The sequence below is a fragment of the Castellaniella sp. genome (assembly GCF_041677825.1).
Lineage (GTDB): Bacteria > Pseudomonadota > Gammaproteobacteria > Burkholderiales > Burkholderiaceae_B > Castellaniella.
Window position 1 is genome coordinate 52,501 of record NZ_JBAYPG010000011.1, and the last position, 19,597, is coordinate 72,097.

General features: G+C 64.4%; 19 protein-coding genes. 5 read left to right on the top strand and 14 right to left on the bottom strand.

What is annotated here, in order from left to right; all coding sequences use genetic code 11:
- Positions 1-51 precede the first annotated feature (51 nt).
- From WCY17_RS06480 to WCY17_RS06495, 4 genes are all read right to left on the bottom strand, one after another.
- Positions 52-1,245: an acetylornithine transaminase gene (locus WCY17_RS06480; RefSeq protein ID WP_372701362.1), complete on the bottom strand. Its 1,194-nt coding sequence runs from the start codon at positions 1,243-1,245 to the stop codon at positions 52-54.
- Positions 1,246-1,259: 14 nt separating this feature from the next.
- Positions 1,260-2,150, bottom strand: a complete 891-nt coding sequence (locus tag WCY17_RS06485) for an EamA family transporter (RefSeq protein ID WP_372701363.1) — start codon at positions 2,148-2,150, stop codon at positions 1,260-1,262.
- 95 nt (positions 2,151-2,245) lie between these two features.
- Complete coding sequence (locus WCY17_RS06490) at positions 2,246-3,517, bottom strand: nitrate/nitrite transporter (protein WP_372701364.1); 1,272 nt, start codon at positions 3,515-3,517, stop codon at positions 2,246-2,248.
- A gap of 118 nt (positions 3,518-3,635) precedes the next feature.
- A complete protein-coding gene (locus WCY17_RS06495) occupies positions 3,636-4,061 on the bottom strand; it encodes an organic hydroperoxide resistance protein (protein WP_372701388.1) in 426 nt (141 codons plus the stop codon).
- Between the two features lie 181 nt (positions 4,062-4,242).
- Here WCY17_RS06495 and WCY17_RS06500 point away from each other — a divergent pair, with 181 nt between their 5' ends.
- A complete protein-coding gene (locus tag WCY17_RS06500) occupies positions 4,243-6,261 on the top strand; it encodes a TRAP transporter permease (protein ID WP_372701365.1) in 2,019 nt (672 codons plus the stop codon).
- Between the two features lie 85 nt (positions 6,262-6,346).
- Here WCY17_RS06500 and WCY17_RS06505 read toward each other — a convergent pair whose 3' ends face one another.
- On the bottom strand, positions 6,347-7,597 hold the full coding sequence (locus WCY17_RS06505) for a D-amino acid dehydrogenase (protein WP_372701366.1): 1,251 nt from the start codon (positions 7,595-7,597) through the stop codon (positions 6,347-6,349).
- 82 nt (positions 7,598-7,679) lie between these two features.
- On the opposite strand from WCY17_RS06505, the gene WCY17_RS06510 reads away from it, so the two are divergent.
- Together WCY17_RS06510 and WCY17_RS06515 are read left to right on the top strand one after the other, a co-directional pair.
- Positions 7,680-8,675: a TAXI family TRAP transporter solute-binding subunit gene (locus WCY17_RS06510; RefSeq protein WP_372701367.1), complete on the top strand. Its 996-nt coding sequence runs from the start codon at positions 7,680-7,682 to the stop codon at positions 8,673-8,675.
- 36 nt (positions 8,676-8,711) lie between these two features.
- Positions 8,712-9,008 (top strand): antibiotic biosynthesis monooxygenase, encoded by a 297-nt coding sequence (locus WCY17_RS06515; RefSeq protein ID WP_372701368.1) that lies wholly within the window; start codon positions 8,712-8,714, stop codon positions 9,006-9,008.
- Here the strand turns inward: WCY17_RS06515 and WCY17_RS06520 are convergent.
- Together WCY17_RS06520 and WCY17_RS06525 are read right to left on the bottom strand one after the other, a co-directional pair.
- Positions 8,992-10,203: a pyridoxal phosphate-dependent aminotransferase gene (locus WCY17_RS06520; RefSeq protein ID WP_372701369.1), complete on the bottom strand. Its 1,212-nt coding sequence runs from the start codon at positions 10,201-10,203 to the stop codon at positions 8,992-8,994. The two genes, WCY17_RS06515 and WCY17_RS06520, sit on opposite strands and share 17 nt — an antisense overlap.
- Positions 10,204-10,342: 139 nt before the next feature.
- Positions 10,343-11,272 (bottom strand): LysR substrate-binding domain-containing protein, encoded by a 930-nt coding sequence (locus tag WCY17_RS06525; RefSeq protein WP_372701370.1) that lies wholly within the window; start codon positions 11,270-11,272, stop codon positions 10,343-10,345.
- A 240-nt stretch (positions 11,273-11,512) separates the two neighbouring features.
- Between WCY17_RS06525 and WCY17_RS06530 the strand changes: the two genes are divergently transcribed.
- Together WCY17_RS06530 and WCY17_RS06535 are read left to right on the top strand one after the other, a co-directional pair.
- Positions 11,513-12,799, top strand: a complete 1,287-nt coding sequence (locus tag WCY17_RS06530; RefSeq protein ID WP_372701371.1) for a CaiB/BaiF CoA transferase family protein — start codon at positions 11,513-11,515, stop codon at positions 12,797-12,799.
- A 13-nt stretch (positions 12,800-12,812) separates the two neighbouring features.
- On the top strand, positions 12,813-13,979 hold the full coding sequence (locus WCY17_RS06535) for an acyl-CoA dehydrogenase family protein (protein WP_372701372.1): 1,167 nt from the start codon (positions 12,813-12,815) through the stop codon (positions 13,977-13,979).
- A 34-nt stretch (positions 13,980-14,013) separates the two neighbouring features.
- Here the strand turns inward: WCY17_RS06535 and WCY17_RS06540 are convergent, their stop codons facing one another.
- The 7 genes from WCY17_RS06540 to WCY17_RS06570 form a co-directional block, all read right to left on the bottom strand.
- Positions 14,014-14,796, bottom strand: coding sequence for a class II aldolase/adducin family protein (locus WCY17_RS06540; protein WP_372701373.1), 783 nt, complete (start codon positions 14,794-14,796; stop codon positions 14,014-14,016).
- A 30-nt stretch (positions 14,797-14,826) separates the two neighbouring features.
- A complete protein-coding gene (locus tag WCY17_RS06545; protein ID WP_372701374.1) occupies positions 14,827-15,630 on the bottom strand; it encodes a GntR family transcriptional regulator in 804 nt (267 codons plus the stop codon).
- A 65-nt stretch (positions 15,631-15,695) separates the two neighbouring features.
- A complete protein-coding gene (locus WCY17_RS06550) occupies positions 15,696-16,313 on the bottom strand; it encodes a glutathione S-transferase family protein (RefSeq protein WP_372701375.1) in 618 nt (205 codons plus the stop codon).
- Entirely contained in the window at positions 16,310-17,596 is a 1,287-nt protein-coding gene (hutI, locus tag WCY17_RS06555) for an imidazolonepropionase (protein WP_372701376.1), read from the bottom strand. The genes WCY17_RS06550 and hutI overlap by 4 nt, the downstream gene beginning before the upstream one ends.
- Complete coding sequence (locus tag WCY17_RS06560) at positions 17,596-18,258, bottom strand: DUF1028 domain-containing protein (protein WP_372701377.1); 663 nt, start codon at positions 18,256-18,258, stop codon at positions 17,596-17,598. Before WCY17_RS06560 ends, hutI begins: the two co-directional genes overlap by 1 nt.
- Positions 18,255-18,782: a flavin reductase family protein gene (locus WCY17_RS06565; protein WP_372701378.1), complete on the bottom strand. Its 528-nt coding sequence runs from the start codon at positions 18,780-18,782 to the stop codon at positions 18,255-18,257. The genes WCY17_RS06560 and WCY17_RS06565 overlap by 4 nt, the downstream gene beginning before the upstream one ends.
- An 8-nt stretch (positions 18,783-18,790) precedes the next feature.
- Complete coding sequence (locus tag WCY17_RS06570) at positions 18,791-19,594, bottom strand: ABC transporter permease (protein ID WP_372701379.1); 804 nt, start codon at positions 19,592-19,594, stop codon at positions 18,791-18,793.
- Positions 19,595-19,597: the final 3 nt, after the last annotated feature.

Genomic DNA, 19,597 nt, shown 5'->3' on the forward strand with positions numbered 1-19,597 from the left:
AGCGCGCATGCCCGCTGGCCGGCCGTGGCCGGCCGCTGCCGGCGCTTGCAGCTACGCCGTGCACACCTGACCGATCAGGCCATCGAGCCACTTCAGCAGGGTCTCGATTTCATCGGCAGTGACATTCAGGGCCGGCATGAAGCGCAGCAGATTGTTGCGCGGGCTGTTCAGCAGCAGACCTTCGGGGCTGCGTTCACGCGCCGCCTCAACAAGGGCCGGCCCGTGGTCGCCGTCCAGTTCGAGCACCCGCAGCAGGCCCAGGCCGCGTTCACCCGGCAGGCCCCATTTTTCACACAGGGACAGCAGCCCGGTGGACAGCAGCTGCGCCCGGGCATTGACGTCATCCAGAAACCCCGGGGCCGTCAGCGCATCGAACACCGCCACGCCAACGGCCGTCATCAACGGGTTGCCATTGTAGGTGCCCCCCTGGTCGCCCGGGTCGAAGCAGCTGACCGCCTCGCGCGCGCACAGAGCGGCCAGCGGCACGCCGCCACCGATCCCCTTGCCCAGGGTCATGATGTCGGGCTCGACATCGGCATGCTGGTAGGCAAACAGCCGACCGGTCCGGCCCATCCCGGTCTGCACCTCATCGACGATGAGCAGCAGGCCATGCTCGCGGGTCAGCGACCGCAGGGCCTGCATGAACGCCGGCGTGGCCGGTATGACCCCCCCTTCGCCCTGCACCGGCTCGAGCATCACGGCCACGGTCTGCTCGTCGATCAGGGCACGTACGGACGCCAGGTCATTGAGCCGGGCCTTGGGAAAACCCTCGACCTGTGGTGGAAATTTTCGATCCCAGCCTTCTTTGCCGGATGCCGACATGGTCGCCAGGGTGCGCCCATGAAAGGCATGCTCGAAGGTGATGATCCGATAGGCGCCATCGCGGTGCTTCTGCCCCCATTTGCGGGCCAGCTTGATCGCCCCTTCGTTGGCCTCGGCACCGCTGTTGGCAAAGAATATCCGGTCGAAACACGAGGCCTGCACCAGCCGCAGGGCCAGATCGATGGCCGGCTGGTTGTAGAACGCTGCAGACGGGTTGATCAGCAGGCGCGCCTGGCGCTCGAGCGCCGCGACGATCTCGGGGGCCTGGTGCCCCAGGCTGTTCACCGCCCAGCCCTGTACGAAATCGAGATAGCGCTTGCCCGCGTGGTCCTCGAGCCAGGAACCCTGCCCGCGCACGAATATCAGTTCGGGGCGGGCAATGATTTCCATCAGGGCGTCGAACCCTTTGCGATGCATGGACATGGTAGTGACCTCATTCAAAGTTTTTTCAGGAATCCCGGCTGCAGCCAGCGCCAGCCAAACAGGTTGACGGCGAGCCCCACGAGAATCACGAGGCCGCCCAGCCATTGCAGCAGAACCAGGTGCTCCCCCAGAAACACGCTTGCGCACAACAGCCCGACGATGGGGATCAGCAGGCTGAGCGGCGCCACACGCGCCATCGGGTGGCGTGCGAGCAGCTGCCCCCACAGCACATAACCCACCAAAGTCGCCAGAATCGAAAGATAGGCGATCACCAGCACGCCCTGCAGGCTGACGTGGGCAAGGCTGTACATGATGTTTTCCCTGCCTTCGAACAGCAACGACAGCAGGCCGAACGGCAACGGTGCCACCAAGGATCCCCACACCACCAGCGACAGCATGCGCACCTGGCCCGCGCACTTGAGTGCCACATTGCCCACGGCCCAGCTGAACGCCCCCATGAGGGTCAGCAGCAACCCGACCAGCGGCACTGGCGCAGCCCCCTCACTCCAGGGATACAGCATGAGCAGGCCCACCACCGCCAGCAGCATGCCCCAGAGGTGCTGGGCCTGCAGGGTTTCGCGCAGCACGATGGCCGCAATGCCCACGGTCATGAAGGCCTGCAACTGCATCACGATCGATGCAAGCCCCGCGGGCATGCCCAGCCATAGGCCCAGGAAGAGCAGCATGAACTGGCCCACGCAGATGGTGGCACCGTACAGCAGCACATGGCGCCAGTGTATGGCCGGGGGCGGCACGAACAGAATCGCCGGAAACGCCACGAACACGAACCGCAAGCCGCCCAGCAGCAGTGGAGGAAATTCTTCCAGCCCCAGCTTCATGACCACGAAATTGGCGCCCCAGACCACGATCAGGATCAGGGCCGCCAATATATCTCTGGGGGGCATCCGGGCTCCCGATGGTTGCAAGCGGCAAAACCTGCATCATACGCTTCCGGGATCCAGGCACGGGCTGCAGCGTCGGCAGCCGCGGCGTGGCATGTTCAGATTTCACCCACCAGTTCGGTCCCGGCCCGCGGGCTGCGGCGATACGAGTAATGCATGAAGACCAATGACACACAGACCGTACCATAGAGCAGCATGAAGGCACTGGAATAGACCCCGGTGAGATCGAGCAGAATACCGAACAGGATGGGCAGCACAAAGCCGCCCAGGCCGCCGGCCAGCCCCACCACCCCGGAAACGGCACCGATGTTTTCGACATAGTCATCGCTGATGAACTTGAAGACCGATGCCTTGCCGATCGCCATGGCCACCCCGACGATGAACAGCAAGGCCGTGAACAGGCCGGCATTCAGGCCGATGTTCAGCGACAGGGGGCCGTGCAGGGTCTGGACCGTCATGCGGGTCTGGGGATATGACAGGATGAAGAAGCACACCCAGCACACCCACATCACCCACCAGGTGACAGGGTACGCCCCGTAGCGGTCGGAAAACCAGCCGCCCAGTGCCCGCAGCACCCCGCCAGGCAACGAGAACACCATGGCCAGGAACGCCGCGAGAGTCAGGTCGAAGCCATATTCGGCCACGTAGTATTTGGTGATCCACAGGGCCAGGGCGACATAGCCGCCAAACACCACCGAGTAGTACTGGCAATAGCGCCACACGCGCGGATCCTTGAGCACCTGGAGCTGTTCCAGCATGCTGACCCTACCCGCCGAGCGATGCCCCGGGTCGGAGTGGCTGAAGAGCCAGAACAGCACCGCCGTGCCCAGCATCAGGCCGGCGTATACCTTGGGCAGCATGGTCCAGCCAAATGCCGCGATGATCAGCGGGGCCACGAACAGGTTCAGCGCGGAGCCCGAATTGCCGGCACCGAAGACCCCCATGGCAAAGCCGCGCCGTTCGGGGGCGAACCAGCGCGCCACGTAGGGTGTGCCGACAGAAAACGTGCCGCCGGCCAGGCCCACGAACAGGGCCAGCACCAGGAACTGCATGTAGCTGTCGGCGTGCGCCATCAGGTACAGCGGCGGCACGCAGACCAGCAGCACCAGGAAGAATACGATGCGCCCGCCAAAGCGATCCGTGAGCATGCCCAACGGCACGCGCACCAGCGAGCCCGTCAGGACCGGCGTGGCAATCAGCAGGCCGAACTGCGTCTCGTTCAGATCGAGATCTGTCTTCAGCGGCACACCCAGCACCGAGAACATCGTCCAGATGGCGAAGCAGATGGTGAAGGCGAATGTACTGGAAAACAGCACGGACAGGGCCTTGCGCGAAGCAGGCACGGCAGGTGCGGCAGCATTGGATGGCATGGTGGCCTCATGGGTCAGGATATGTGCGGACCCATGATAACCACATTGATCACATCGTTATTTGACCTGCATCAGACAGCCTGCATCAGGCATGCCCGCAGGAAATTCGCGCGCCAGGCTACTGTACGGTGAGTGTGACGCGGATGTTGTTCTGGGTGGCGTTGGAATAGGGGCACACGACGTTGGCCTTCTGCACCAGACTTTCCAGCACGGCCTTGTCCACCCCTGCTGCGGCGATCGTCAGTTCGACGGCCAGGCCAAACCCGGTTGCATTCGGGCCGATGCCCACGGCGGCGCTGACCGTGGCATCATCGGGCAGGGTCACCTTGTCCTGGCCAGCCACCAGCTTCAGCGCCCCCAGGAAGCAGGCCGAATAACCACAGGCAAACAGCTGCTCGGGGTTGGTGCCCGACCCCCCGCCGCCACCGATCTCGGTCGGCGTGGACAGGGTGACCGACAGGCGCCCGTCGTCGGTCTTCGCGCTGCCCTCGCGCCCGCCGGTGGCGGTCGCATGGGCGGTATACAGTACTTTCTCTGGTGACATCATGGCACTCCTGTAAAACAGATTCATGAGAACGATACTCATTCTACGCTTCAGGAGACTACGCGCCTGTCATCCCCCACTTGCTGCAGTGGGCATTCCAGGGCCACGCGTTCATGGATCCGGCACATGAATGACCAGGCACCCGTGCCATAATGCAACGAAAATGGAGGAGGACCCGATCATGGCCGAGCCCGTACTCACTGACGCCGAAAAAATCCTCAAGGCAGAATCCGGTGGGCGTGAACCCGACAAAACCTGGCAGCGCTGGCTGATCGTACTCATCGCCGTGGCCTGGTCCCTGTTTCAGGTCTATGCCAGCGACACGGGCTCGCTCGATCCCCAGAAAGTCGGCTCCATCCACCTGGCCTTCGGTTTCGCACTGGCTTTTCTGGCGTATCCCGGCAAGTCCGGGCCGATGAACCGCATCCCGTGGCTGGATTGGTTGCTGGCCATCGGCGGCATCGTCACCTCACTCTATATTTTTGTCGATTATTACAACCTGATCGCCGTCCAGGGCGGGGTGCCCATCGAGCGCGATGTCTGGATGGGCACGGCACTGCTCATCATTCTGTGCATCGCGGCCGCCCGCATCGTCGGCTACGCACTGCCCATCATCGCCGGGCTCATCATCCTGTACGGGGCCATGGGTCCGGCCGGCATCATCCCGGTCACGCCACCCGACGTGCTGTATCTGCACAACGGCTACAGCTGGAACGAAATCATCCAGCAGCTGTACATCACGGCCGAAGGCATCTGGGGCACCCCCATCCAGGTGTCGGCCACCTTCGTGTTCCTGTTCGTGCTCTTCGGGGCCCTGCTCGACAAGGCGGGCGCAGGGCAGTATTTTGTCGACCTGGCCTACAGCGCGCTGGGTACGTACCGAGGCGGGCCGGCCAAGGCCGCAGTGGTCGCGAGCCTGCTCACCGGGGTGATCTCGGGCTCGTCCACGGCCAATGTGGTCACCACGGGCACCTTCACCATCCCGCTCATGAAGCGCGTCGGCTACCCGGCCGTCAAGGCGGGGGCCACCGAATGCGCCGCGTCGGTCAATGGCCAGCTCATGCCGCCGGTCATGGGCGCGGCCGCCTTCATCATGGCCTCATTCCTGAATATCCCCTACTCGCAGCTCATCATCTACGCCTTCGTGCCGGCCATCCTGGCCTACGTGGGCCTGCTGTACGTGGTGCACCTGGAAGCCGTCAAGCTCGACCTGCACGGTCTGCCACGCGCCGAACTGCCGCCGTTCTGGCCCACGTTCTTCAAGGGCATCCATTACCTGATCCCGGTCATCTGGCTGCTCTATGAACTGATGTGGGTGCAACTGACACCCGAACGCAGCGCCCTGCATGCCACCTTCGTGCTCATGGTGCTGATGCTCGTGCAGGAAACCTGGCGTGCCTGGCGCAAGGGCACCGGCGTGGTGGCGGGTCTGTGGAAAGCCTGCAAGGACATCTTCAGGGGCTTCGAGGCCGGCGCGCGCAACATGACCACCATTGCCATCGCCACTGCGGCAGCCGGCATCATCGTGGGCATGGTCACCATGACCAACCTGGGCTATGGCCTGACCCAGGTGCTCGACATCCTGTCGGGCGGCAATATCTGGATCGTGCTCATCCTGTCGGCCATCACCTCCCTGATCCTCGGCATGGGCCTGCCCACCACGGCCAATTACATTGTCATGGCGGCGCTGGTGGCCCCGGTCATCGCCAATCTGGCCGATGCCTCGGGGCTGATGGTGCCGCTGGTGGCCATCCACCTGTTCGTGTTCTATTTCGGCATCCTGGCCGATGACACCCCACCGGTCGGTCTCGCGGCCTACGCCGCGTCGGCCATTTCCGGGGGCGACCCGATCGCCACCGGGGTCCAGGGCTTCATCTATGACCTGCGTACCGCCATCCTGCCCTTCATGTTCTTCTTCAACCCGCAGTTGCTGCTCATCGACGTGGGCAGCTGGTACAGCGGCGCGTGGATCATACTCACGGCGCTGATCGGCATGCTGGCCTTCGTGGCCGCCACCCAGGGCTATCTGAAGATCAAGATGCACTGGTACGAGCGGCTCGTCATGCTTGCCGCCGCTGTGCTCATGATCATTCCCGGATGGCAGTCCGACTCGTTTGGCATCGCCTTGCTGGCGTTGGCGCTCGCCTACCACCACTGGCGGGTGCGCCGCAACCCCACCCCGCCGCCCGCCATGGCCTGAGTGCGCAGCAGCCCGAACGCACAGCCCGGCCCTGCGCACGGTCTGCACGTCCGAGCAACGCCGGCCGCCGCGCCGCAGTGCAGGCTCAATGCGGTGCAAACGGCGCCGGATCGAGCGCCGGGCGTTCACCGGCCATCAGGCCATCGAGCAGGCTCGCGCTGCCACAGGCCAGGGTGAAGCCCAGGGCACCGTGGCCGGTATTGAGCCAGACATTGTCGGTGCCGGGGCAGCGCCCGATCAGCGGGCGGCCATGCGGGGTGGCCGGGCGCTGCCCGGCCCAGGCCTGCGCTCGGCCGAAGTCCGCCTGCGGCAGAAATTCGCCCGCCTCGCGGCGCACCTGGGCGATGCGATCCGGCTCGGGCGCCAGCCCATCGAGCCCCATGCCGACCATGGCCGAAACCCGCAATGCATCGCCCAGGCGGACGTACACGGTACGCCGCTCGTAATCTGTCACGCTGATGGCTGGCGCGCAGTCTGCGGCGTCCTGCACGGTGAGGCTGTAGCCTTTCAGGCCATACAGCAGGGGCGCATACCCAAGTGTGCCCAGCAGCGCGCGGCTGCCAAGCCCGCCCGCCACCACGAACTGATCGGCCTCGATCTCGCGCCCGTCGTCCAGGCGCAGCGCCCGCACGCGCCGGCCCTCGCGCCTGAAACCCAAGGCCCGCGAACCCAGCCAGGCCGACTGGCCGCTGCGCGCGGCCCAGTGCTCGAACAGCCGTTGCGTGAACAATCGGCAATCGCCCGATTCTTCACTGGGCGTATGCAGCCCGCCGGCCAGATCGCCCGCCACGGCCTTCAGGGCGGGCTCGAGCGCCACGCAGGCGTCTGCCGAGAGCACAGCCTGCCGGGCCCCGCCCAGTTCGGCCTGCAGCCGGACCTGCGCCCGGGCCTTGTCGAGTGGCCCCGGATGACGGTATACGATCAGCTTGCCATTGCCGGCATGGTGGAAATCCAGCGCAACGGCCTGCATCCAGGCCTGCAGCGTGGCCCGGCTGAGGGCCGCGAGCCCAAGCACCTGCGCCGTGCTGGCCGCGGCCTGCCGCGTGGTGCAGGCGCGCAGGAACGCAAGCCCCCAGCGCCATTGCAACGGATCGAGCCGGGGCCGGAAGCGCAAGGGTGAATCACGCCGCAGCAGCCAGGCCGGCAGACGCGGCAGGACCCCGGGCTCGGCCAGTGGCGCCACATAGCTGTAGCTGAGCTGGCCGCCATTGGCGTGGCTGGTGAGCGCAGCCACCTGCCCGCAGGCCTCGACCAGGCTGACCCGGGCGCCGCGCAGCGCCAATTGCCAGGCCGTGGTCACCCCGATCACCCCACCTCCGATAATGCATACCTGCATGGTCCATTCCTGTTGCGTGCACAAACGACGTTACCCTTGATACACTTCCTTATACATCACGACAATTTGAGGAGTACACAAAATGGGCTCTAGAACTGCAAAGTTTCTCATCGCTCTGGCCTGCACCCTGGGGTTGATCCCCCTGGCTGGTGCCAAGACCTTCGTCACCATAGGCTCAGGGTCCACCACCGGCCTGTACTATCCCACTGCCGTGGGCATGGCCAAGATCATCAACGACGCCAACATCAACGTGCGCGCCAATGCGCGTTCCACCGGCGCCTCGGTGTTCAACTGTCGCGCCATTGGCGAAGGCCAGCTGCAGATGGGCTTCACCCAGAACAACGTCGCCTACTACGCCTACAAGGGTGAAGGCGTCGAAGCCTTCCAGGGCAAGCCGATCGAAAATCTGCGCGGCCTGGCCGTCCTGTACCCTGAAGTCATCCACATCCTCGCCCGCAAGGAAGCCAGCATCCAGTCACCGGCCGATTTCAAGGGCAAGCGCGTCTATGTGGGCGACATCGGTTCGGGCACCGAGCAAGATGCCATCAACGTGCTCGAAGCCTACGACCTCACCCTCGATGACCTGAAGACCGCCGTGCGCGGCAGCGCCGGCAGCGCCGTGAACCTGCTGCGCGACGGCCAGATCGACGCCATGTTCTACACCGTGGGGGTCGGTTCGTCCGCCATCACCGAAGCCGCCCAGACAGCCCCCATCACGCTGGTATCCATCTCCGACGACATGGCCGCCAAGCTGCATGGCAAGTATGCGTTCTACACGCCCTTCACGATCCCCGGCAAGACCTATCCCGACATGCCGGCCGACATCCCCACCATCACCCTGTCGGCCATGCTGGTGGTCGATGCCAACATGAACGATGACGACGTCTACGCCTTCATGGATACGCTCTTCAACAAGAAGCTCGACACCTTCTACAACGATATCCAGAACCCCAACCTGAAAGAATACTTCCAGGTCAGCAAGGCGCTCGATGGCATGCCCATCCCGGTGCACCCCGGTGCCATCAAGTTCTTCGAAGAACAGAACGTTGCGGTAGCGCCCGCGCTCAAGGCCAACTGAGCCAGGGCGGCGGGCTCATACGCCACAGGAGACACCATGATTCGTGAAATGGCCCACATCACCGTTCGGCCAGGCGCACAGGCCGCTTTCGAAGCGGCCGTCGAGAAGGCCCGCCCCCTCTTCGAGAGTGCACGTGGCTGCCGCCACGTCACTCTGCTGCACCAGATCGAGGATCCACACGAATATGTGCTCATGGTGCACTGGGACACGCTCGAAGACCACACCGTGCATTTCCGTGGGTCCGACGCCTTTCCGGCGTGGCGCGCCCTGGTGGGCGAGCACTTCGCCAAGCCCCCGCACGTGGTGCACGTATCGTTCAACGCGTACTTCTGAACGCCCTCAGGTATCGGGCCAGCCGGGCGACTCCGTCGAGCAGCCGTTCGGGCGAGGTCGCATGGCACCAGCGCAGCCAGGCGGCCGATTCGGGCCCGAACGCCACCCCGGGGGCCAGCCCGAGGCCGACCTGATCCACCAGCGCGTGCGCCAGCGCCATCGAATCCCCATGGCCCGCTACCCTGAAGAACACGTACATGGCGCCATCGGCGCCCGGCACCTCGATCTGCGGCAACGCTGCCAGGGCATCCACCAATGCACTGCGGGTCTGCGCCAGCCGTGCGCGCAACTGTGCAACCTCGGCCTCGCCCTGCTCGAGCGCTGCCACGGCGGCCCTTTGCACGACTTCGAATACGCTGGCGTAATTGAATTCGATGAGCTTGGCCAGATCGACCTGCAAGGCGGGCGGCGTCACCATCCAGCCCACACGCCAGCCGGTCATCGACCACGCCTTGGAAAAACTGTTCACTGAAATCACGCGATCATCGGTGGCCTGATGCGCGAGAAACGACGGCGCCACCGGCCGCTGCACGTCGTATACCAGCCGCTGATAGACATCGTCACACAGGATCCAGATCCCGTGCCGTCGGCAGTGGGCCAGCAGCACGCGGATTTCTTCATCTGAAATCACCCAGCCCGTCGGGTTGTTGGGTGAATTCACCACCAGCATGCGGGTGCCGGGCACCAGAGCGGCCAGCAGGCGATCCAGGTCCAGGCTCCAGCGCCGCTCGCGTACCACCAGTGGCACGCGCGTGACATGGGCGCCGAGAATGGCCGGGATCTCGATCAGATTGGGCCACAGCGGCGTGATGGCGACCACGCGATCGCCCGGATCGAGCAGCAGCTGCGCGGCCAGCATCAGCCCCGTGACCCCCGAGGCACACACCGAGATGCGATCCTCTGCAATGGGCAGGCCGTGCAGACGGCCCAGATAACTGGACAGTGCCTGCCGCAGATAGCCGCGCCCCGGATTCTGGGTGTAGAAGGTCTGGCCCTGATTCAGGGCCTCGATCGCCGCCTGGCGGATGAACGGCGCCGTAGGCTGATCGGACTCGCCAAACCAGAACGGCAGGACATCAGTGCGCCCCATGGCCCGATCGGCCAGGTCGCGGATGGGCGACGCCGCCATGCGATGGATGGCAGACCGGGCGTGCAGCGTACGCTGATTCACGGGCTGTGTGAAAATGTCGGGCATGATCCTGCTTCCATGTTGCGTGCCGGAGAGACTTGGGTGCCGGAGATACGGGCGGCACCATGCGCATGCGCCCGTGCCAGCCCCGGCACGCTGCGCGGCTTGGCCCCGGTTCCTGCATGGTACGGCAATTCGGCTGCTGTCAGGCCACGGGCACGCATTCGTGCAGCCGCCTGGCGAGCGCCGAATCATTGTCCAGCCGCTGAACGAGCGACAAGGCAATGCAGCCCCGTGCGCCCGGATCATCGAGGGCCACGAAACGGACCCGCCGATCGGCGTGGTGATGCCGTGTCACCGCAGGCACCAGGGCAATGCCCATATTGTTGGCCACCAGACCCAGCATGGTCTGGACCTGGATCGCTTCCAGACTGATGCGGGGCTCGAACCCGGCCGCATGACAGAGCCCGCGCGCCACTGAATGCACCCCGGGTGCGCGGGTCGAACCATTCATGATGAACGCCTCGTCGCGGCACTCGGCCAGGCGGATGCGGCGCCAGTGGGCCAGGCGATGCCCTGCGGGCACCAGCAGCATCAGGTCGTCCGTCTGGATCACCCACGACTGGAGCACGGGATCCTGGGTGAACGGGCTGCGCACGAGACCGGCGTCCAGTTCACGCCCCTTCAGCTGCTGAAGGACGCCGGCCGTGCTGTCTTCCTGGAGAATCAAGCGCACATCCGGGTACTGCAGCCGGAAGGCATCGACGATCCTGGGCAGCAAGTCGTGGATGGCCGAACTGACAAAGCCGATCTGCAGCGTACCCCATGCGCCCGTGGCCACCAGATTGGCCACCTGACGCGCCTGCCGGGCATGGAACAGGGCGCTGCGCGCTTCATCCACGACGGCCAGGCCAGCCGCCGTAAGCCGCGCCCCGCGCGCACCCCGTTCGACCAGGCGCACGCCAATGGCCTGCTCGAGCTTCTGGATCGACACCGACAGAGCGGGTTGCGCAAGATGCAGCTGCTCGGCGGCCCGTCGAAAGCTGCCGGCTTCGGACAGGGTGATCAATTGCTGAAACTGCCGCAGGGTGATGGGCAGTGCACTGGATATGGAATCGGGCACCGGCATGACCATGAGTATATGACGATCACTGAATAATAAAACAATATTGGATATCTATCGCTGGTACCCGGTACACTGAGCCGGACGGGGTTGCATCGGGCCGCCGGCTGCATCCATCGATGCCGGCCTGCCACTTGCGCGGCAGGGTCGGGCCGTGAAAGCCGGCCCGGCAGGCGGGATGCATGCCGAGCGGCGCGAACCCGGGCTTGAACCGCCCAGACCCCGATCCTCAGGCAACCACAAGGAAACACCATGGCAGGTCCTTTCAAAGGCATCCGGGTACTGGATATGTCGACGGTGCTCATGGGGCCATACGCCTCGCAGATGATGGCCGACATGGGCGCCGATGTCATCAAGATCGAACCACCGCAGGGCGATGTGATGCGCAAAGTCGGCCCCATGCGACATGACGGCATGGGCGCTCTGTTCCTGCATGTGAATCGCGGCAAGCGCTCCATCGTCCTGGATCTCAAGGTGCCCGCCGGCCTGGATGTCCTGCGGCGCATGCTCGTGGACGCCGATGTGCTGCTCTACAACCTGCGGCCCCATTCCATGGAACGGCTGGGGCTGGGCTACGAGGCGGTGGCCAGGATCAACCCGCGGCTCATCTACCTGGGTACGTTCGGCTTTGGCGAAGCTGGCCGCTATGCCGGGCGACCGGCATTCGATGACCTGATCCAGGGGGCCATCGGCCTGCCTTCGCTGATGCACGCCGCGGGCACCGACGTGCCCCGTTACGTACCCGCGAATATCGCCGATCGCACCGTCGGCCTGCATGCCGTGGCCGTGCTGGGTGGCGCCCTGTATCACCGCGAGAAAACGGGCCGTGGCCAACGCATCGATATCCCCATGTTCGAAACCATGGTCAACCACCTGCTGGGCGATCACCTGGCCGGGCAATCATTCGACCCGCCGCTGGGGCCGGCAGGCTACCCCCGGTTGCTGGCCTCGAACCGGCGACCCTATCGTACCCGCGACAGCTACGTCTGCGCCATGATATACAACGACCCCCAGTGGATCCGTTTCCTGTCGGCCATAGGCAGATCCGAGCTCTGGGGCACCGACCCGCGCCTGGCCGACATGAATACGCGCACGCAGCATGCCGAGGCCCTGCAGACCATGCTCGGCGAGATCTTCCTCGAACGCACCACGCAAGCCTGGCTGGCCCTGCTCGAGCAGGCCGATATCCCCTGCATGCCCCTGCACACGGTCGATACCCTGCTGCAGGACCCGCACCTGGCCGATGTCGGGCTGTTCGAGTGGACCGAACACCCCACAGAAGGTCGCCTGCGCCAGATTGGCGTGCCGACCCGCTGGTCGGATTCCCAGCCCGAACCCGGTACCCCGGCACCCCGGGCGGGCGAGCACAGTCTGGAGATCCTTCAGGAACTGGGCTGCACTGCGGTCGAGATCGAAGAACTCATGCGTTCGGGGGCGGCAGCAGGCGTGCCCGGGGCGGACCGGTCCACGGCCAACCCACAGACCCTGGATACGCCACAAACACGCTGCGCGCCCCCAACACCCTCACGAACCGACTGAACAGGAATACCCCATGGACTTTTCCTTTTCCCCAGAGCAGGAATCCATCCGCACGGCCATCCAGGATATCTGTGCGCGCTTCGATGATGCGTACTGGCTCGAGCATGACACCCACGGCGGTTTCCCACACGAATTGCACGCGGCCATGGCCGCTGCCGGCTGGCTGGGTATCTGCATGCCGGAAGCCTATGGCGGTGCCAATCTGGGCATCACCGAAGCCGCCATCATGATGCAGGCCATCAGCGAGTCCGGGGCCGGCCTCAGCGGTGCGTCGGCCGTGCACATGAACATCTTCGGCCTGAGCCCCGTCGTGCAGTTTGCTACCGAAGCGCAAAAGCAACGCATGCTGCCACCGCTGATCCAGGGCCGCGAGCGCGCCTGCTTCGCCGTCACCGAACCCAATACGGGCCTGAACACCACGCAACTCAAGGTTCGCGCCCAGCGGGCCGGCGACAAATACATTCTGAATGGTTCGAAAGTCTGGATTTCGACTGCCCAGGTCGCAGAAAAAATGCTGATACTGGCCCGCACCACACCGCTGGAATCCATCCGCCGACATACCGACGGCCTGAGTCTGTTCTACACCGACCTGGATCGCGCGCGTGTGCGGGTCCATGAAATCGAGAAAATGGGGCGCAAGGCGGTGGATTCGAACGAGCTGTTCATCGACCAGCTCGAAGTCCCGGCAGACGACCTGATCGGCACGGAAGGCGAGGGCTTTCGCTACATCCTGCATGGCATGAACGCCGAGCGCATCCTGATTGCCGCCGAAGCCGTGGGTCTGGGGCGGGCCGCCTTGCGCAAGGCAACCCAATATGCGGGGGAGCGCATCGTCTTCAACCGGCCGATCGGGCAGAACCAGGGCATCCAGCATCCGCTGGCGCAGTCATGGGCCGAACTCGAAGCGGCAGATCTGCTGGTGTTCAAGGCGGCCACCCTGTACGACCAGGCCAGGCCCGCCGGCACGCACGCCAATGCCGCCAAGTACATGGCCGCAGAAGCCTGTTTCAACGCCTGCCAGCGTGCCGTGATGACCCTGGGCGGCTATGGCTATGCCAAGGAATACCACGTCGAGCGCTACCTGCGCGAGAGCTTCATCCCGCGCATTGCACCCATCAGCCCGCAGCTCATCCTGTGCTATATCGCCGAGAAGGTGCTGGGGCTGCCCAAGTCGTACTGAGCATGGTTGTACGGGCTGCGGCCATACGGCGCGCTCAGGCCGCGTAGCCCGGATTTCTGCGATCCAGGTGGCGCAGCATCGCCGGCCATTCCATCAGACCGAACCGGCGTATGGTGTCCGGGCGATAGACATGGTGTGTCCTGGCGATGACATCGTCCGACGGCCTGATCAGCGGCGTGCCGGCCGACAGGGCATCGACCTGTGCACGACAGGCCATCTCGAGCCAATACATGGCATTGAACGCCTCGGCCACGCTGGCACTGGCCACCAGCAGGCCATGGCTGCGCAGAATCATGGCATCTTCGGTACCCAGATCCCGCACCAGACGTTCGCGCTCGGCCAGTTCAAGCGCCACACCTTCGTAGTCGTGGTATGCAATGTCGCGAAAGCGCATGGCCGTTTGCGTGATGGGCAACAGCCCGACCTCCATGGCCGACACCGCCATGCCCGCGCGTGAATGCGTGTGAATGACGCAATGGACGTCTGCACGCGCCGCGTGCACGGCGCTGTGGATGACGTAGCCGGCCAGATTCACGCCATGATCCCGATGCGGATTGTCCAGAACCTGGCCATCGAGATCGATCTTGATCAGGCTGGAGGCCGTGATTTCTTCGTACAGGAAGCCGTACGGGTTGATCAGGAACTCGGCCTCGGTGCCCGGGATGCGCGCACTGATGTGGTTGTACACCAGATCGCTCATTCCGTAGAGCGGCATGAGCCGGTAACAGGCGGCCAGATCCACCCGGGTTTGCCATTCGGCCGGGCTGTAGCGCGTGGAAGCCGCCGCATCCACGGCCAGTGTGACAGATGAATGCATGAACCTCTCCTTGAGGTATGGTGTGGAATGTCAGCCCTGCGTGAGCCTGCTCTTCCTGGCCCGCCGGCGAAACTGCTCGAGGTGCCGGCGCACCAGTTTTTCGACCCGGTTGCCGTCGCGCGCACGCAGTGCGGCAACGATGTCGGAGTGGTGCTTCACTGCAGTCTCGGTGTCGCGGCGGGAGTATTTCACCAGCACCTGCTCGTTCAGGAAAAACTCACGAAAATCATTGATCATCGCAATCAGGCGCTCGGAGCGGGACGCATTGAAGATGATTTCGTGAAACGCCCGATTCGTCGCCACCCGCCCCTGGATGTCGCCCAGCATCGAGCGGTGGGATTCCTGCAGCAGTTCATCCAGACGCCCGAGTTCGGCCTCGGTGATGCGCGCCGCTGCCAGCCGGGCTGCGGCGCCCTCGAGTGCTTCGCGTATGCAGCAGATTTCATCGTATTCGCTTTCTGTGTCGACCACCTCGACCCCACCGCCAGCCAGCGGCGTCACCAGCCGATCCCGGATCAGCCGTGAAATCGCCTCGCGCACCGGCGTACGGCTGGCATCGAACTGCTCGGCGACTTCGGCCTCGACCAGCCGCGTTCTGGACAGGATCTGCCCATGCAGGATCGCCTTGCGCAGCTGCTGGTAGACCTGATCAGCGCGATTGTTGGCACTGGGCGCGGGCCGTGATCCCTGCTGGCGCTGACGCACCTGGCCCACGACCCGACTGCCGCTGGCTGGGGTGACTGGATGATCGGCATTGATGAAACCCTTGCCCGACACTCGAAAGCTCCGTTCGAAGAAATAGCCCTGTACGGGACGCGATGCAATGACGCGCATTCGATGCACCAACCCGTTCTATTATATAAATGGACAACGCCTGTAACGCAATGATACAGGATCCATCAAGTGGGTTGCGCCGGCCGGGTCGCGGCCAGCGATGGCCGCTCGGAGATGCGATCCAGCCATTGCGCTGCATTCGGGGCCATCGCACGCCAGCCCATGTCGGCAAACCTGAAATCCAGATAGGCCAGTGCGCAGGCAATGGCAATCGTGCCGATGTCGAAACGCCCGGCCCAGCTTTCATGCGTGGCTTCGAGCAGGCGCACCCCGTCCTCGATCTTGCGTCGTTGCCCGGCGGTCCAGTCGGCATGCTGCATGGCGGGCTCGCGCACGGTGAGCTCGTAGCGCACCAGCAGCCCGGCATTGAGTATGCCGTCGGCAAGCGCCTGATCACGCAACGCCACCCAGCGCCGCGCCGGATCGGCCGGAACCAGCTGGCCCTGGCCGAAGGTGGCATCCAGATATTCACAGATGACGCGCGAATCATACAGGACCGTGCCATCATCCGTGAGCAGGGTGGGCACCTGGCCCAGCGGGTTATGGCCGACCACGTTCGCATCGATGCGGATCGGATGCACGGCGCTGGACAGGCGTTCGATCTTCTGATCCACGCCCAGCTCCATGGCCACGATCATGACCTTGCGCACAAAGGGCGAACTGACAGAATGGTAAATCTTCATATGGACTCCGAAAGGTTGGTTTGTTGCTGGGTGGCCACGCAAGGTGCCCGGTTGACATGCACCAGCTTGCCTGATTTCACGACCGCATGGCACAGGCCACCCCCAATATAAGACGAAAGTTCGGCAGGATGGCCGACATCCCAGATCGCCAGGTCCGCCCGCCGATTCGCCATCAATGTACCGCACTGTTCCTGCAACCCCAGGGCGCGCGCCGCACAGCGCGTGAACCCGGCCAGGGCTTCGACCGGGGTCAGCCCGAACAGCCTGCAGGCCAGATTCATGATGGCCGTGGGTGCCACGCACGGGCTGCTGCCAGGGTTCGAGTTGGTCGCCAGCGCAATCGGTACGCCATGGGCCCGCAGAGCATCGATGGGCGGCACGGAACCCAGCGACATCGTCCAGCTCACCCCCGGCAGCAGCACGGCGGTGGCCCCGGTTCGTGCCATCGTCGTCGCCGCTGCCGCATCGGCATGCTCGAGATGGGCAACCGCCCGGGCCCCGTGTTCGGCAGCATGCTGCGCGGCACCAAACGCCACGTACTGATCCGCATGGACATGCATCCACAGGCCGAAGCGACGCGCACAGGCAAACAATTGGCTGGCATGACGGGCATGGAAGCCTTTTTCATCGAAGAATATGTCCACGCCATCGACCAGCCGTTCCTCGACGAGCCGCGGCAGCACCGTATGGCACAGAAAATCGATGTAATCATCGGGGCGGCCGGCATATTCGGGGCCTGTCGCGTGAGCGCCCAGAAATGTCGACACGACGGTGATCGGCAAGCGCTGCGCAATGGCGCGCGAGACGCGCGCCATGCGACGTTCGGTCTCGAGGTCCAGGCCGTAGCCGGTCTTGCTCTCGAGCGTGGTCACCCCTTGCGCCAGCAAGGCGCGCGCACGCGTGAGGCTTTGTGCGAGCAGATCGTCTTCGGAGCAGGCCCGCGTCTGCCGCAGTGTCCACATCAGCCCCACGTGTTCGGCGGGGGGTGCCTCGCTGCCCGGCGTGGTTTTCCAGAGAAATTCTTCCCAACGCGACCCGGCATGCACCACATGCGTGTGGGGGTCGATGAGGCCAGGCGTCAGCAGGCGGCCGGCCAGATCATGCACGTGATGCGCAAGCCGCGCAGGCGCGCCCGGCAGCGCACTCATCGGCCCCACCCAGGCAATGCGCCCGCTGCGGATACCGAGTGCACCGTGCCTGATCAGGCCGAACCCGCACTGGTCATCGGCCAGTGTGGCCAGGTTCCCGTTCAGCCAGAGGCTATCCCAAGGGGCCTCTGGCATCACGACTGCACGACATATCGCTGGGGATCGGTCACCCGACTGATGTAGCCATCGCGCAGGGGCGCATACAGATCCCAGAGACGCTGCAACTCGGTGAGCGGCTGATCGTGCTGATCCACCCGCAGATCGACGGTCTGCCACCCGTGCCGGTCGGCCACCACCAGCCCGGCCGATTGCAGCGCACGCGTTTCGCCACCCGCCGCCAGCCCCGCGTGCATGGCATCGAGCAGGCGCTGTGCCAGGTCCTGGCCCGCAGATTCTTGAAATGCAGCAACCATGCGTGCTGGAATGCCGTCATTGGCCAACAGGTTTCCGGCCGCACCACAGTGTTCGTCGATGTGGCTGGCATGAATGGGCAGTGCCCGGGCCCCCGTGTGATGGACGCAGTGCCCATGGTGACCGAGCACAAGAATCTGGCGGTAATCCCGCCCCGGATCGGACGCCAGCAGCATGTTCATGACGTGTGCCTCGTCCAGGTCATCGCGCGCCAGCAGATCCAGGCCTAGAGGCCCCAGCAGGGGGTTCGTCAGGTTCTGCGTGGCGACCGCACCCACGTCGGAGCGCACCCAGGCGCAGCGCGCCGCCACGCACACGCTGGAGGAACTGATGGCCAGACCGAAGGCACCGGTGTCCGGGCAATGCCCGACTATGGAGAATGTCATCGCGAAACCTCCGTCGAGCGGGCCGGCGCGCCGACCTCGTAATAGGAACGGTCCAGATACACCAGCGGCTCCTGGCGTGCGATGCGGATATGGGCGACACGGCCAATGAGGATTTCGTGCGACGCATACGACAGATGGCTTGCCAGTTCGCAGTCCAGGGCCACCATGGCTTCATCGAGCATGGGCGCACCCGTGGCACCGCTGGCCCAGTTGGCACAGGCAAACCGGTCGTGGCGCCGATGCGGCACCCGGCCGGCAAAGATTTCGGCAATCTCGAGGTGCTGGCGCCCCAGCAGATTGACGCAAAAGCTCTTGTTGTGCTGGATCAGGCCCAGCACACCACTGCAGCGATTGATGCAGATCAGCACCGAGGGCGGCTCGGCCGATAGCGAGCTCAGCGCGCTGATGGTCAGGCCCGCGCGCCCCGCCTCGCCATCGGTGGTCACCACGGCCACCGTAGAGGCCACACAGCGCATGGCCTCGAGAAACATGCCCCGCTCGACCGGGGATTCCGTATTCACCATGAGTCCTGTCACTCCACCCTGAACATTTTTTCCAGCCCCACAAGCCGATTCATCACGAATACCAGAATCGTGGACAGGGCAATCAGCACGGCCGCCATGGCGGCCACCGTGGGATCATCGAAATCCCGTATGTAGCTATAGCTTTCAACCGACAGCGTGGTGACATTCATGGTGGTCAAGAACACCGTAATCGAAAAATTATCGATGGCCTCGACGAACACGAACGTCCCCCCCGCCAGCAACCCGGGGCGCAGCTGGGGCAAAATGACGTGCCAGAAGACCGATGAAGCCGGCGCACCCAGATTGCGCGCTGCTTCTTCCATGGATGGCTGCAGCCCATGCATGTTGGCGACCAGGGCACGCACCGAGAAGGGCAGCGTGAAACAGGTCAGGCCCAGCATCAGCCCGATGAACCCGGGGCCGATGCCCAGGGCAGACATGAGGATGAGGAACGCCAGGCCCGTCACCACCCCGGGCACGATCAGTGGCGACATGATCAGCATGCTGATTGCGTCACGTCCGGGAAACCGGCCGCGCACCAGGGCATAGGCCGTCGGTACCGAAATGGCCAGACTCAGAGGTGTGACCAGCGCGCCAATGCCAAAGCTCACCAGCATCGCATGACGGAACCGTTCATTGGAAAAGAAATTCTCGAACCACTTGAACGAAAAGCCGGTGGGCGGAATCACGAAGTAGGCCCCGTCGTGGAAGGCAAAGATCACGATGAACACGACTGGCGCGAGCAGGAACAGGGCCGTCAGGACCGCCATCAGCAAAACGGACCGGGAATAGGGCTTGTGATCAGGGTGCATGCG